The sequence below is a fragment of the Coleofasciculus sp. LEGE 07092 genome, from assembly GCF_015207375.1.
In the GTDB taxonomy this organism is placed as follows: Bacteria; Cyanobacteriota; Cyanobacteriia; order Cyanobacteriales; family Coleofasciculaceae; genus LEGE-07092.
The window spans coordinates 1-13,569 of record NZ_JADEWY010000031.1; the positions used below are offsets into that span (position 1 = coordinate 1).

General features: G+C 45.6%; 13 protein-coding genes and 1 pseudogene. 9 read left to right on the forward strand and 5 right to left on the reverse strand.

Translation table 11 applies throughout. The features are described from left to right. Nucleotides 1–82: 82 nt before the first annotated feature. Entirely contained in the window at nucleotides 83–2,686 is a 2,604-nt protein-coding gene (locus tag IQ257_RS09825; protein ID WP_193873261.1) for a hypothetical protein, read from the forward strand. A 27-nt stretch (nucleotides 2,687–2,713) separates the two neighbouring features. Continuing rightward, a complete protein-coding gene (locus IQ257_RS09830; RefSeq protein WP_193873262.1) occupies nucleotides 2,714–4,576 on the forward strand; it encodes a hypothetical protein in 1,863 nt (620 codons plus the stop codon). 21 nt (nucleotides 4,577–4,597) lie between these two features. Here the strand turns inward: IQ257_RS09830 and IQ257_RS09835 are convergent, their stop codons facing one another. Further along, nucleotides 4,598–4,795, reverse strand: coding sequence for a hypothetical protein (locus IQ257_RS09835; protein ID WP_193873263.1), 198 nt, complete (start codon nucleotides 4,793–4,795; stop codon nucleotides 4,598–4,600). Nucleotides 4,796–5,049: 254 nt separating this feature from the next. On the opposite strand from IQ257_RS09835, the gene IQ257_RS09840 reads away from it, so the two are divergent. The 3 genes and pseudogenes from IQ257_RS09840 to IQ257_RS31465 all read left to right on the forward strand — a co-directional run. Further along, the gene (locus tag IQ257_RS09840) at nucleotides 5,050–5,295 is read left to right on the forward strand and encodes a helix-turn-helix transcriptional regulator (RefSeq protein WP_193873264.1); all 246 of its coding nucleotides are present in this window, start codon (nucleotides 5,050–5,052) and stop codon (nucleotides 5,293–5,295) included. A 117-nt stretch (nucleotides 5,296–5,412) separates the two neighbouring features. Next, nucleotides 5,413–6,858: a hypothetical protein gene (locus tag IQ257_RS09845; protein ID WP_193873265.1), complete on the forward strand. Its 1,446-nt coding sequence runs from the start codon at nucleotides 5,413–5,415 to the stop codon at nucleotides 6,856–6,858. Between the two features lie 48 nt (nucleotides 6,859–6,906). After that, nucleotides 6,907–7,137 (forward strand): annotated as a pseudogene (locus IQ257_RS31465) (UPF0175 family protein); the annotation flags it as partial. Nucleotides 7,138–7,211: 74 nt separating this feature from the next. Here IQ257_RS31465 and IQ257_RS09855 read toward each other — a convergent pair. Both IQ257_RS09855 and cutA read right to left on the reverse strand, forming a co-directional pair. Beyond that, nucleotides 7,212–7,772, reverse strand: a complete 561-nt coding sequence (locus IQ257_RS09855) for a Uma2 family endonuclease (RefSeq protein WP_193873266.1) — start codon at nucleotides 7,770–7,772, stop codon at nucleotides 7,212–7,214. A 99-nt stretch (nucleotides 7,773–7,871) separates the two neighbouring features. Next, a complete protein-coding gene (gene cutA / locus IQ257_RS09860; protein WP_193873267.1) occupies nucleotides 7,872–8,204 on the reverse strand; it encodes a divalent-cation tolerance protein CutA in 333 nt (110 codons plus the stop codon). A 129-nt stretch (nucleotides 8,205–8,333) separates the two neighbouring features. Between cutA and IQ257_RS09865 the strand changes: the two genes are divergently transcribed. Next, nucleotides 8,334–9,179: a hypothetical protein gene (locus IQ257_RS09865; protein WP_193873268.1), complete on the forward strand. Its 846-nt coding sequence runs from the start codon at nucleotides 8,334–8,336 to the stop codon at nucleotides 9,177–9,179. Here the strand turns inward: IQ257_RS09865 and IQ257_RS09870 are convergent. Next, the gene (locus tag IQ257_RS09870; protein WP_193873269.1) at nucleotides 9,172–9,864 is read right to left on the reverse strand and encodes a hypothetical protein; all 693 of its coding nucleotides are present in this window, start codon (nucleotides 9,862–9,864) and stop codon (nucleotides 9,172–9,174) included. The two genes, IQ257_RS09865 and IQ257_RS09870, sit on opposite strands and share 8 nt — an antisense overlap. 208 nt (nucleotides 9,865–10,072) lie before the next feature. Here IQ257_RS09870 and IQ257_RS09875 point away from each other — a divergent pair, with 208 nt between their 5' ends. Beyond that, nucleotides 10,073–10,312, forward strand: coding sequence for a hypothetical protein (locus tag IQ257_RS09875; RefSeq protein ID WP_193873270.1), 240 nt, complete (start codon nucleotides 10,073–10,075; stop codon nucleotides 10,310–10,312). Between the two features lie 38 nt (nucleotides 10,313–10,350). Here IQ257_RS09875 and IQ257_RS09880 read toward each other — a convergent pair whose 3' ends face one another. Next, nucleotides 10,351–10,494: a hypothetical protein gene (locus IQ257_RS09880; RefSeq protein ID WP_193873271.1), complete on the reverse strand. Its 144-nt coding sequence runs from the start codon at nucleotides 10,492–10,494 to the stop codon at nucleotides 10,351–10,353. Between the two features lie 69 nt (nucleotides 10,495–10,563). Here IQ257_RS09880 and IQ257_RS09885 point away from each other — a divergent pair, with 69 nt between their 5' ends. Both IQ257_RS09885 and IQ257_RS09890 read left to right on the forward strand, forming a co-directional pair. Further along, nucleotides 10,564–12,510, forward strand: coding sequence for a tetratricopeptide repeat protein (locus tag IQ257_RS09885; protein ID WP_193933011.1), 1,947 nt, complete (start codon nucleotides 10,564–10,566; stop codon nucleotides 12,508–12,510). A 406-nt stretch (nucleotides 12,511–12,916) separates the two neighbouring features. After that, nucleotides 12,917–13,510: a hypothetical protein gene (locus IQ257_RS09890; protein WP_193873273.1), complete on the forward strand. Its 594-nt coding sequence runs from the start codon at nucleotides 12,917–12,919 to the stop codon at nucleotides 13,508–13,510. Nucleotides 13,511–13,569: the final 59 nt, after the last annotated feature.

A 13,569-nucleotide genomic window follows, 5' to 3' on the forward strand; every position in this document is an offset into this window, starting at 1 on the left:
GGAGCTGGGAGAGCAGTGATGTGCGCTCGAAAGCTAATTGACAGCGTAAATCCGCTAGTGAACTCAATACAACAAAGGACAAATGGCTAATGACACATCGCTTAACGGCATTGGCGATTTAACATTAGAGGCAGGGGAATCGAATTTACTCCTGCGCCACTCTACGTTATTATCCAAGGATTCCGCCGTGACTTCTCACAAGGATCTTCAATCTCTGATTGCTGATATCGATCACATCGTCGCCAAGATTGGCTCTCGCCTGCCTTTCTCTAAGTCAAGTGATGGGGCGCAAGAGCGCCAAATTCTGGAGCGAATTCGCAGCTATATAACGTCTCAGCAGCAGAAATCGCCCCCTGCCCTGCCAACTCAGCAGTCAGCCATCGAGCAAATTGTGCAAGGCGTTTCTCACGAAATCGAGGCTCTACGCGCTGATTTAAAGGAACCCTTACAGACAGAACTGGCAGGGTTGCGCCAGCAGCAAGAGTCTTTGATTCGAGAAATCGAGCAACTAGAGGGCAGGAGACGGCAACTACAGGATACCCTTGCCCAGCAAGAAGCGGCACAAACCCAAAAAATTTCAGAATTAATTAACAATTCCACCGAAAGCTTAACCCAGCAGCTTACTCAAGTTTTGGTGAATTTGGAAGCCCAACTATTAAGTGGTAAATCCCCAACGGCAGCAAAATCCACTACTATTTCTGAAATCCTGCCCCCCCAAGAGCGGTTGGAACAATTCCGGCAGTTGCAAAGGGAGTCTGATCATATGCTAACCACTCTTGATGCCAATCAACGGGCGATCTTTGAGACACTCCAGCGCAACCTTTACAGCTATGAGGAATCGTTGTCTCAGGGACTAGAAACGATGCATCGGTTGAGCCTGCAAGGGGAGATGCTGTTTACAGCCCTAGTGAATCGTCTAGCCCAACAGTTGGGACGAGAAACTTCAACGCGGTTGCAATCTTCAACCCCATTGTCTGAAGTGGTGCTTCACTCCCCCCAAACGACGAGTCAACCCTCACCCCCAAATCAGCTACTCGGTGAAGGTTGGACAGAAACAGAGCCAACATCTTATCCAGTCGCCGATGTATCGAGCGTGGTGTCGCTCAATCTGACGCCGCAGCTAAACCCCTTATCCGAGCAACAAGGACTGCTACAGCCCCCCTTCTCGGTAAATACAGCCGGAATTGGCAATGTCACAGGAACCCTGCATACTAGTGCCGAGGCAGCCCTTAACGAGAGTTTTGGGGAAACTACTGAGTCCCAAGATTGGGAAGCGATTGAAGGACTTGATACAGAACCCTTCAAGGAAAGCGATCGCATTGATACCTTCATCCAGCTAGATGTTGATACTTTAAAATCACTCCCAGAGCCTGAAGATTTATATACAACAAATATTGAAGAAAGTCAAGAATTTGATTTCCTAGAAGATTTGGACAATGAGACATCAATTGAAGCCCCACCCTCTTCAGCAGAACCGATAAACACCTCTGAATCCAACAGATTGGCAGAATCGGAGGCAGTCACAGAACAGCAGTTGAACACTCAAAGCTACCGCCAAGACATTGAAGATTTATATCAAAGTCTTTTCGGTACAGATTTGTCCTTTGATGCAGTCAAGGCAGATGAATTGAGTGTCCCAGGTGAGGCGGCTGCGCCAACCTCAGAACCACCAACAGGGGTTACTGATGTTCAACCCCCAAGGGAAAACCAACCGACTTGTAGCGACTCGACGCCTTTAGTCCTTGTAGAAGAGAATCTTTTTGAAGGATTGGTCGATCCAGCTACCGAACCGGCTGAGGCAGAATCGAGCATCCAAACGGAAGGACATTTGCCCATGTCATGGGAGAATCTATTGTTTGAAGATGCCGTAGCTCGTACTTCTCAGGAGACAGATGTGGCAGAAGGTCAGGTGTCAGAGGCAATCTCCCCACCGACCCATGCAGAGACTTCAGACAACGTTGACACGATCGCTACCTTAACCGATTTGTTAGACGAGATGGGGTTGAGTTACTCTCTACTGGAAACAGCAACTTCCGTAACTCCTATGCCTAGAGAAGAGGAATGGTCGGGAGAGGAAATACCTGAGATAGACCCCCACCTTGATAGGGTGGACGAGCGCTACATTCCCGCTTCACCTGATGAAGATTTGCTGGCACAGGATGATGAATTTACCAGTTATGCCGACCGGGAAATTCAGCTCAATCGAGATACCCTACAGCAACTCAGCAAAGACCTCTACAGCTTTGAAGAATTTGAGCATGAGGAAGTTTCTCCTCAAGAGCAACAGCCAAAACGCGAGAGTAACCCTGTAACCCCTGCACCAATACCCAAGCCGGATTTAGTACCTCCACCACTATTTCCCATGTCAGAAGAGTTACTGGCAGAAGATTGGGAAGAATTTGCACTCCACGATTTCTCAGACGAGGATTTACCCTTTTCTAGCTGGGAGAAGGTCGCAATTGATGAGTTATCCGTTAACAATTTCGATGATGTTGCCAATGAGGAAGAAGAAACAGCTCTGCCAGCACCTGAACCCGTTGAGTCAGCATTGGTAGCAGATGAGGAGCCAGAAAATGAAGTTGAGGATACTGGTGAAATAGATGCCATCAGTCCACGGGGGGATGATAATTTATCGAATCGTGAGCAAAACGAGGGTCAGAATGAGAACATCACAGGTGTAGAATAAAAAATTCTCATTACCACCTTTACCTCAATGCCTCCACAATCTGCTCGACCAGAGGCAGATACCAGTAACGCCCTCTGGTATTTGGGAATCGATTTCGGAACGACTGGTGTTTCGGCTGTCCTTCTGAATCAAGTTACGGGTCAGCAGTACCCGATTTACTGGCAGAATAACTTGCAAAGGGTGAACGACTCCTTCGCAAAACCTCGTTTTGGGGAGACTCTGTTTCGCTTACCGGCTATAACTTATTCAGGTCTTGGGGTAAAACGGCTTTTTGTTGAACCCCCAGGGGCATCCGTGGCGATTGGTTCCCTGGCATCTCTCTTGGCAAAAGAACCGGGAATCTACTTACAGAATTTCAAACCCTATTTGCAGGTTGGAATTCCCTACTACTGTCCCCAGCGTCATGAGTGGGAACCTACCTTGCAGTTGCCAGGTCAGCAACTTGTTTCTCTGTACTGGGTAAGGTGGTCTATTCAGGCTATTTTAGCGACTCTCACACCAGAGAGTACCTTACCAGATGTAGCGATCGCAGTGGCAGGGGTAGGTCTAGATTCGGAAACCCTGGGTAGTGCCTTAGGGCAACTGGCGGGAGTGATTTTAAATTGTCCGGTCGATGGGAGTGATACTTATCAGCTCAACCTCCGGGAAGCGGTTATTGCCGCTAAGTTGGTGCCGGAAATTAAACAAATTGTTTTCGTTGAAGATGCGATTGCCACTATTTTGGCAGGATTACCCAGGTTTAAGGGACAAGACACTGGCAGAATAGAAAACCCAGAGACTGGCAACCGACCTTCACCTTGGTATCCTCAGCGTGGCAGTACTTTGGCAATTAATGCCGGAGCAACGACTACAGAACTAGGTGTCGTGAATTTGCCCCATAACCTTCAAGGTTTGACCTACAACAACTTTACGTTACATGGCTGGTCTTATGGAGGTCAGGCTATCGATCAGGATATTTTCTGGCAGTTGTTGTATCCCCAATTGTCTGAGACGCAACGTCAGAAGTTGTCCCTTGAACCTGATTTAGAAGTTCCGGAACCCGGTCACTCTGACGAGCTAAAACGCAATCGCGCTGCTTTCTTGTTGCAGAGTTCGGATTTTGGAGAGGCACTGCTCAAAGCTTGTGGCTATTTGAAGCTAATTTTACAACACAAAGAGGAATTTACTTTAGAGCTGGGACGCGATCGCTGGACGGTGAAGCGTCGGGATTTAGAGACAAAGGTTATTTTCCCGTTTCTCGAGCAGCTCAACCAACAGCTCAACACGCTGCTGGCTAAAGCTGGATTATTGGCACAAGGAATCGTTCAACTTGTCTGTAGAGGCGGGAGTATGACTTTCCCCCAGGTACAGCACTGGCTACAGCAAAAATTTCCCAATGCCATTTTCATTGAAACTGTCGATTTACCTGAAGAGTGTTGGGTTGCGGCTGGACTGGCAACTGTACCTCTTTATCCCCAGGTTTTAAATTATCATCAGCAGCAATACAGTGATTATTTCCTACTGTTGGAACTCTTACGAGCTTTTACGAACAGCGGCGTTGAGTTTTCACTGCATACCTATAGTATTGGGGATATCCTACAGCGGTTAGAGCGGCGAGGTCTCAATACTAGCCCTTGTTACGAACGTCTTGTCAGACTTTTAGAAGGTCATTTACCTCCCGGTTTGATCCCAACGGTTGAGTATGGGAGTCTACTATCTCATGCATCGCAGGAAAATCTGCATTACTCTCGCATCGCTGCTGCTGAACTTTTTTCTATCGAGGGTGGGAGATTGCGCCCCAATCGTCAGCAGCACGAGTATTTGAATGAGTATATGGAGCTGGTTTTGTCAAGTATTTACCAAACGTTTGAAGAGCCATTGATTGTCAATTTCTCTCCATCAAGCTTTTGATTAGCTTGTCACCCCTTCAGCTTAGTTGGATGGGTTGGGAATGGCTTCTGGGGCAGTGTCTAACATGATTTGGTAGCGAATGCTGGGATTATTGGCTCGGAAGATTTGCAGATAGGCTTCTGCGTCACTGCGGCGGCGACAGCGAAGGATGATGGCGGTTTGTTTGTTAGCAAGGGGATGAATGATGCACCAGGGCTTGAGTTGGTCTTTGTAGGTCATAAGATGTTCTGGGTTATGGGTTGTTTTTTTTGGACAGCCATGTCTGTTGCGACGCGATGAGCTTCGATCGCTTTGGATTTTTTCATAGATATTTGATTAAGATGAGACACTGAAAAGGAAAGACCAGTCAGCCACGCCGTATCTAGACGGAACTGTTTCAGTCGGCTGGTCTTTTATGCTGTGTACCAACATGAACTTTAGCTGCTGTTGACTCTGACTGTCAAGAGCAAAAGTTCCGGAATTTAAGTTCTATAATGGCAGACTCAAACGAAAGAAAATCTGAATTAAGACTCCTCAGAGAAGCGGCTGAACTGACTCGAGCTGAACTGGGAAGGCGTATTGGAGTATCTGAACGCCAAATTTATGACTGGGAAAATGGGATTAAGCTGCCACGAATTGATAGAGCAGTGGCTCTGGCGCGTGAGTTAGGTGTTTCGCTTCAGACTGTCTGTAGTGCGATAGGCATTGATGTAACGGGTGTTCCCGATAAGGAAACATAGCTGCGATCACAATCGGAGAGCAATTGGTAAGGAATGAATGTTTTTGGCACTTTTGGAGTTTGGAGCGATCGCGCTATACTATAATACAATCATAATACAGATTGGTTGATCTTAACAATGCTTCCTCAACATAAAGACCTACTCCTCAAAGAAAAAGTCAAACTCTACAACAATATCGCCAAGCTTAACGACTGCGAGGGACGTTTACTAGCAGAACTTGAAGTTTATCCCACACCGCGTATTGTTTGGGAATTTGAAATCCTCGGTGAGATTCAATGCAATTTTCCTTATGGTGCTGGTTGGGGAATAGAGCCATTAGACTCCCTAATTGGACACTTATTTTCCATAAAGAAGCCAGTGTGCAGTGGTTCTTCTTCCAGTCTGGGACCACGAGAAGCCATAAGAGGATCAACTGCTGAGGCGGTTTACGGTGACATAGAAGCAGAAGCACACGTATTTACTTTCTATCTACCTAACACTCGCTTTCAGTCCACAAGTGTCTTCCAAGAGAGAATAAGAAAAAGTTCAAGAGAAACGAACAGTGATAGAGAAGTAGCATCAGAGGAAGGAGGACGGTATATAGAATCACATTTAGATGATATTTGGAGTATTCGCTTAGATATCCGTGCTGATGCACTAGCTTGGCTAGACCGAAAGAATCGCAATACAGGTACGCTCATCACTACCGTAGGAAGGCTTTACCAACCCAAATACAAGGTGAAAGAGCCTGAAACTTTTTCTGAGCTTCAGACTATGACACTCAAGAATGCTTTAGAGCGCCTTAAACACCTTAGCCGATTTTTGTCTTACGCCAACGGAGGCTATATTGGCCCTCTTTACATTGAGGGATACGAATATGCGAAGGAGCCATTAAGACAAACTTCTTGTGCGGTTTCTCTAGCATTTGAAACTACTCCACTCGAACAACTGTGTTCTTCATGGGTGACTGGAGAAAGCGACCTTAGAGTTTACATAAACTACTTACCTTGCTTCGAGCGAATGATGCAAAACCCATCATGGCAAGAGACTTTTGATTTTACACTTGCTCAGTATTTTCAGGCAACACGCCCCAGGACAATATGGCAAGTTATAGCAAGTGCTGCTGGTGCTGCCCTTGAACGATTAAGTTACACCATTCTTGTTGAAGAGGAAACTAATTCTACGATCAAAGCTGATTGTAAATTAATTTTTGATATAACACAAAAATCAGCAGCTATACAACGCTGGAATCTCGGTAAAAAACCAGGTCAGGAAAATATTAGTATAACTGGTAAACGTCTCAGATTGTTACTTGAACACATAGGCTTAACTCAGAGTAGAGGTTACAACGATATAGATGATGTTCCTTCTTTTCTTGAGGTGCGAAACGATGCAGTTCATCCAATAGTAGGCACCATGACACTTGAGCAACGCAAGAAGTTGATTAACCAAGCTATCCAGTGGATTGACGAAGTTTTGTTGTGGCGAATTGGTTATAGTGGCAAGTACCTTGACCGCATACAAAACCCAGGCATCTCTACAACTCCACGTTACGATCTGAGTTTACGTGTTCCAAGTTGGTAAGTTGACCCACCCCCAGTTTCCATTATTATCTCGCCTGAACTATCAACCATGAGTACCATTCAACTCGATATTCCAGAAGAAATATTAATCAGCCTCAAAGAAACACCCGAAACTATTGCCAGAGAACTCCAAATCTTAGCCGCCGTTAAACTCTTTGAACTCGGAAAACTTTCATCAGGACGTGCTGCTCAATTAGCCGGAATCTCACGAGTAGAATTCCTGATGCTACTAGGACGTTATCAGGTATCTCCCTTCTCTTTAACCACAGAGGAACTAGAATACGTCAAGGCAAGATCCCCGACTTGTTTAAGAAGTCGGGGATCTGAACCACCCCTCAAAAGTGCGATCGCTAATCACGCCAACAAATCATCAACCGCCACACTAAACCCCTCTAAAACCCTCTGACTCCTAACAACATCACCCCGATTAAACAAAATTTGCCGCTGTTCAGTAATAACCAAAACCCACTGACTCTCAGGAAACAGTAACCAAACTTCCTGACAACCCGATTGCAAATACTCTTTAACCTTAGTAAAAACCTCTTCCGCCCCATCAGTTGGCGAAATAACCTCAGCAATTAAGAGAAAACTTTGGGATAAAACCGTAAAATCGCCAAATTGTTCAACCAATTCTGGTGTCAGATAAGAAACATCAGGACGACGCCCCCGTTCCCCCGTCCAACAAGAGGCTTCAGTGTAAACATCTCCTCCCTGACCGCTGGAAGTCTTGTAATTTATCCAATAAGCAGCTAGTTTGGCTTGAATCCGACTATGTTTGGCTGTCATTCCCTGTTTCTCCACCAATTGCCCATCCACCCATTCCATATGTTCAGGGGGATTAAGTAAATAGTCGTCTACAGAGAAAACTTTAGAGTTAATTTTAGATTCATTTGAGGCAGCGATCGCACTCACCATAGCTATTCATTCTCCTTTGCCAGATTTACTCCCATTATCCGTACTTGGGGAAAGCAGATCGCACCTCATCTCACTTACCTCTCCAAAGTGCGATCGCTATTAGGACGATACGTTATCCGAAATCCACTGCAAATAAGACTCAGAACCCGCCACAATAGGCAGCGCAATAATTTCGGGGACTTCGTAAGAATGCAACTCCCGAATCTTCGCCGCCAACGCCTCCAATTGCGCTAAGTCTGTTTTAATGATCAGTTGCCACTCTTGCGCCAAATTCACCTTACCCTCCCAGGTGTAAATTGATCGGACAGGCTTTAGGTTGACACAAGCCGCCATTCGTGATTCAACTAACGCTTTAGCGATCGCTTCTCCCTCATTCTCAGAAGAAGCCGTTACCAGTACGACACCATAGCTAGGAATAGAATTGTTATCCATCACCGATCGCTCCGTCCCAACATCCCGTTGATTTTATCAACTACCCAGAAAAAACACACGAACTACTAAAATACAGAAGATTCACCCAAACCCGGTCAAACTTCAATTTCGCGATCGCTAGAAACCGACATGAATACAACACCGTGGGCGAGTCACCCCTTAGAAGGTGGAGTCAATCGAACCCTTTGTGCCCTACAACGGGGAATATCTATTTCCTTAATTACCACCTTTGATCTCAAAACCTGCGACGCAAAGGACACCGTTAAGGACATTCTCACACATCCTGACTTTCAACCCTTTGACTATATTCCTGTACGCGACCAAGATAATATCGTAGGAGTTTGGCAGCGTCCCCAATTTTCCCTGACCAAGGAAGTCTTAGGTGGAATTTCCATGGGCAAAGCGATGCAACCCCTTCACGAGTCAATCTTAATCTCCGCTAGTGCCAGTTTGATATCCTTTATCGAAGAAGCCGATAAGACACCCTTTCGCTTAGTACTCCACGGACACCGCATCATTGGAATTGTGACGATTAGCGATTTGCAGAAATTAGCAGTGCGTCCAGTGCTGTTTACCTTAATTACTGGCGTCGAACTCCTTTTAGCCGATTGGTTGCGACAGTACTATCCCGATGACAAAGATTGGATGGCAACCTTATCAGCAGAACGTTCAACTCTGATTGAGCAGCGATGGATTGATTCGAGAAGGAACAACACGGCAATCGACAAAATCAGCATTAGCGAATTTGGCGATAAGCGAGAGGCTGCCCTGAAACTGGGTGCCTTTGCCCGCAAGACTACTGCCAGAAAGCAACTCCAAGATGTGGAATGGTTGCGCCATGCCGTCATGCATTCCGGTGACTACGCCCTGACTCCCGAAAATGCCCAACGGGTTGCCTGTACCGTCCGCGCTGCCCAAGAACTGATTCAAGTTTTGCAAGATTCTTTAAAACGGGAAAAGGAAAGCCTTAGTTGAGTAATAAATCAGACTCTAAGATCAAATCCAAATCTGTCTCCGGGTAAACAACCACGACTTCTGCCGCCTTGCGTCCGCCCAAAATCCATCCCCCCAGCGCTCCTAATCCGGCACCCGCCAAGACTTCAATAAAATCAAGATCACCAAATATCTCCGATAGCACGGCAGCAGCGGCAGCACCAATCGCCGCATTCTTGAAAATGTTACCGACATCTGTACCTTCATCAATGGTTTCGGTTTCGGTAATGATCTCAGATGTGGCCTCGATTGGGAGTCGCCGATTGCTATTTTTGAGTATCAGTTCTTTGGCAATAAACTGAGTACCCCCCTCTACGGGTTTTAGTTCCCCTTCAACTTGACTGCCCACTGGAATGAGGATGGTTCCCGCCGAGGAGCGAATGTTCTTGGCTACAGTTAGCGTCACGGGTAAAGTTTCATTGGGTGTGACGACTATTTTCTCCGCCTCGTCGGAGCGAATGGGAATCACCGTTCCAGATGAAACCCTGACTCTTGTTGATTGCGGTGTAACCTGTGTGGGTTGTTGGGGAAAGAGTTGCGCCAAGAGGTGGGGTTGCAAAGTTGCCGTTGCTGGAGTCGCCAGCAGAATTGGGATAGCTGTCGTTGCTGTCATTCCCAGTGCTAGGAGTAAAGCTGTTCTAGACTGCCAGCGATTGGATATCACCATGGAAACTATACTCTCTTGAGGATACGCACTATGAATGTTTATGACTCAAAATGCTTCAAAATGTTCCCACGCTCAAACGGGGAAGATTTTCTATGAGGATACCGTAAATACTTATTTCAATTTTTCCAGAAATCTTCATACCTAATTTACACAGAGTTATTGCTATTGAAATTATCATTAAATGGATGACAGATTAAGGTTTTTTCTTATGGACGAAACAATTAGAATTAACTTTGTAAGTAGAAATAAATGGCATAAAATTATTCAAGGATTTCAATCTGAACAAATTGAGCAGATCTTAGAGGTTCGCTATCCAAATGGGACGGTAGCCGGAATAATCTGTGAATCGCAAGAAGGGCTGTTCTACCTCAACGGCAAGCCTGACGTTAACTATCGTTCTTTACAGGCAGCGGCAGAAGCCCTGATCAAATGCAAAGCCTCGGCTTGATAGGGTAAACTTTCTTGTTTATTAAGCTCAGATCACGACTAAACGTGTACAGGTTTAAAATTCTTAGGACGAATGATTAGTGTAGAGGCGTGCTGCGGCACGTCTTTACCCATAACTAAAGCACCAGAATAGAGTTCAAACCACCTCGGCGAAAACGTCTGCCAAGTCCGGATAGATGGCATTTAAGTAAGTAATTAACAGTAGATCTGCGTAATGGTAAAGGGCATCAAAATATGACTAGGTGCAAGCCAATGATTTTGAACAATCGTTATCAAGTAGTTCGGGTTCTTGGTAGCGGCGGCTTCGGTCAGACGTTCCTGGTAGAAGATACCTATATGCCGTCCAAACGTCTGTGTGTACTCAAGCTATTAAAACCCATTGCCGATGACATTGAGTATTACAGATCGGTTCAAGAACGATTCCAACGAGAAGCTGCTGTCTTAGAAGCACTCGGCGAGTCTAACGACCAGATTCCCAGTTTGTATGCCTACTTTGAAGAAAACGGACTTTTTTACCTCGTTCAGGAGTGGATTGAAGGACAAACTTTAGCCGATAAATTGCAAGTAGAAGGACGGTTGAGCGAAGGTGCAGTCAGGAAAATATTAATTGACATTTTACCTATTTTAGATTACGTTCATACCCAAAAAATTATTCATCGGGATATTAAACCTGACAATGTTATTCTGCGACAGAAAGATGGTAAACCCATTTTAATCGATTTCGGAGCTGTGAAAGAAGCCATGGGTACGCTGGAGAACTCCCAAGGTGAAATCACTCGCTCCATTGTTGCTGGTACGCTAGGATATATGTCCTCCGAACAAGCAACGGGAAGACCCGTTTATGCCAGCGACCTCTACAGTTTGGGAATGACAGCCATTCGCCTGCTAACGGGAAAATCCTTTCAAGATATTGAAACAGACTCCCGCACGGGCGAGATGTTCTGGCGTTCTCACGCTTCTAGGGTAAGTGATGAGTTTGCCGCTGTTATAGACAAGGCAACCCAAGGGCATCATCGCGATCGCTACACTACAGCGCGAGAGATGTTAGATGCTTTAGATGCGACTCCTTTTTCCCTGTCGTCTTTTGCACCTCCACCAACAGCTATCAGTCCTAGCAGTCCTACACAATTTCACGCCTCCCTAGCCGAGCGATCGCCTGATTTGGACATTGGCTTGAAGGACTTGATTGTTCTGACCTGTCGGTCGGTTGTATCCCGAATTCCTGCCTTCATGACTCGCTTCTCTCACACTCCGATTAAACCAGGGTTGTCGAATACGGACAAAACCTTACTCATTGGCGGAGCCATTATCTTTTTGGGATTAGTTGGATCGGTAGAAATCAAAGGCTTCGGAAAGTCCCCTGAAAAGCTAATTTCGCTTACAATCCAAAGCCGTATTTTAGAAATTAGCAGCCAGCTCGTTTCTAGCCTTGATGAAAATAAGTTGCTAGAAGAGAACAGCGACCCTTTGTTGATCCCAAGCGAAACAATTTTTTCCAAAAATGCCGCTCTAAAATTTTTTCAGCCGGGTAAAGATAAATATCAAAAGGGTGACTACGCTGGAGCTATCGAAGAATTCAATCAAGGGCTAGAAATTGATCCAGACCATGCTGAAGCTTACAACTTGCGGGGTCAAGCTCGACAATACTTAAACGACACACCAGCCGCAATTGAAGACTTCAAGCAAGCTGCATGGCTTGAGCCTCAAAATCCTGCTCCCTATAATAATTTAGGTAAAGCTCACGCTCAAGTTGGTGATTTATACGCAGCTATTGAAGATTTTAATGAAGCGATTCGCATTGATCCTAAAAATGTAGAAGCCTACAAAAATCGAGGTGATGTTCGTCTTAAAGCTGGAGATAAAGAAGGGGCAATTAAAGATTATGATCAAGCCCTACAGCTCGATCCGAACTATGCTGGAGCTTATAATAATCGAGGTGATGTCCGTTCTAAGTTAGGGGATACAGAAGGGGCAATTGATGATTATACTCGCACAATATTGCTCGATAATAACTCGGTCGTTGCTTATAAGAATCGCGCCAACCTCCACTTAAAACTAGGGGATAAGCAAAGTGCAGTGGAGGATTATAAAAAAGCCGCAGAGCTCTATATGAAGCAAGGAAAAACGGCTCAATATCAGGAGATACTCGAAAAATTAAAAAAACTGGAACAGGAGTTGAAAGTAGGGAATGGGGAGTAGGGAATCTCGGATTTTTCATCAACAGGTATAGCAGATGTCATTAGTACAGCAATGACTTTCAGCCAATATAACGATAGCATAAGAATTTCAAGCTTTATAAATCTTGCCCACCCTACCTAAAATCTGGTTTTTGAGAAGGGTGTAAGATCTTCAGTTGGCACATTGAACTTAACGGGTAAGGGTTTTCGGCATCTTGACGTGCATACAACATTGTTCGTTTATCCCCGGCTACCTACTTAGCGCCAGCCAGACAAAGCCCACTGTCTATGCACTCTTGCGTAACAATCAGACGCTTGTGGGCTATTCAACTCTTCGTGTAAGCTTTACCTTTTACAATCCTTATCCTCAACCAAGTAGGGTGGGGTAGTTGAACCTTGTGTAGAATTTCTCTAACCCAAGTTGTTTTATGCTTTCACAAATTGTACGCCCGTTAGTACACACCCAAATTCGTTTACTCGCCAACACTCGGGCAACACGCTCAACCCTAATTGCCACCATTGCCCGTTGGCTAGGTTACTTGGGAGTCCAGGCTGTTGTTACCCACCTGAGTGCTGAGTCTGACGAAATTCAGGTTTCTCTGACGGTGGGCAAGCCCGACTCCTGTGATGCTACAGACTGGCAGCAAATTATCAGCCATCTTCAACAGGACTCTTCTAAAACTCAAAATGGCTTACCAACCTATTTGGAAATCACCTCTCAGCAGCGGAGCAAGCTACAACGGCTATTGGCTTATATTATTCAAGTTGGAACCCCAGATAACCTTGTAGATTGGGAGACACTTTATCCGCAACTACAGGCGTTAGAGCTGGATGAGCCAATGATTTTGGGTATTCGAGCGGCATTAAAGGTGCCTCAGTCCCTCGACCGATTAGTGGAGGGAATCGACCCCGATCTGGCAGCAATTGCTCTGCCGTTTGCTGTCAGTATTGCTTGGATGGATCGGCGTGTCAACTCTCACGAAAACCGCGCTATATCCGCCTTATTCGAGGCAATGAAGTAATGATCGCCAGTCTACATGAGTGGTGAAATCCCCTATTCCCTGTTCCCCACCTTCTCTGA

What these genes read in the sequence shown, in the direction of transcription:
- IQ257_RS09825 (WP_193873261.1), top strand. Translation starts at nt 83, where the DNA reads ATGGCTAATGACACATCGCTTAACGGCATTGGCGATTTAACATTAGAG.
- IQ257_RS09830 (WP_193873262.1), top strand. Translation starts at nt 2,714, where the DNA reads ATGCCTCCACAATCTGCTCGACCAGAGGCAGATACCAGTAACGCCCTC.
- IQ257_RS09835 (WP_193873263.1), bottom strand. Translation starts at nt 4,795, where the DNA reads ATGACCTACAAAGACCAACTCAAGCCCTGGTGCATCATTCATCCCCTT.
- IQ257_RS09840 (WP_193873264.1), top strand. Translation starts at nt 5,050, where the DNA reads ATGGCAGACTCAAACGAAAGAAAATCTGAATTAAGACTCCTCAGAGAA.
- IQ257_RS09845 (WP_193873265.1), top strand. Translation starts at nt 5,413, where the DNA reads ATGCTTCCTCAACATAAAGACCTACTCCTCAAAGAAAAAGTCAAACTC.
- IQ257_RS09855 (WP_193873266.1), bottom strand. Translation starts at nt 7,772, where the DNA reads ATGGTGAGTGCGATCGCTGCCTCAAATGAATCTAAAATTAACTCTAAA.
- cutA (WP_193873267.1), bottom strand. Translation starts at nt 8,204, where the DNA reads ATGGATAACAATTCTATTCCTAGCTATGGTGTCGTACTGGTAACGGCT.
- IQ257_RS09865 (WP_193873268.1), top strand. Translation starts at nt 8,334, where the DNA reads ATGAATACAACACCGTGGGCGAGTCACCCCTTAGAAGGTGGAGTCAAT.
- IQ257_RS09870 (WP_193873269.1), bottom strand. Translation starts at nt 9,864, where the DNA reads ATGGTGATATCCAATCGCTGGCAGTCTAGAACAGCTTTACTCCTAGCA.
- IQ257_RS09875 (WP_193873270.1), top strand. Translation starts at nt 10,073, where the DNA reads ATGGACGAAACAATTAGAATTAACTTTGTAAGTAGAAATAAATGGCAT.
- IQ257_RS09880 (WP_193873271.1), bottom strand. Translation starts at nt 10,494, where the DNA reads ATGCCATCTATCCGGACTTGGCAGACGTTTTCGCCGAGGTGGTTTGAA.
- IQ257_RS09885 (WP_193933011.1), top strand. Translation starts at nt 10,564, where the DNA reads ATGATTTTGAACAATCGTTATCAAGTAGTTCGGGTTCTTGGTAGCGGC.
- IQ257_RS09890 (WP_193873273.1), top strand. Translation starts at nt 12,917, where the DNA reads ATGCTTTCACAAATTGTACGCCCGTTAGTACACACCCAAATTCGTTTA.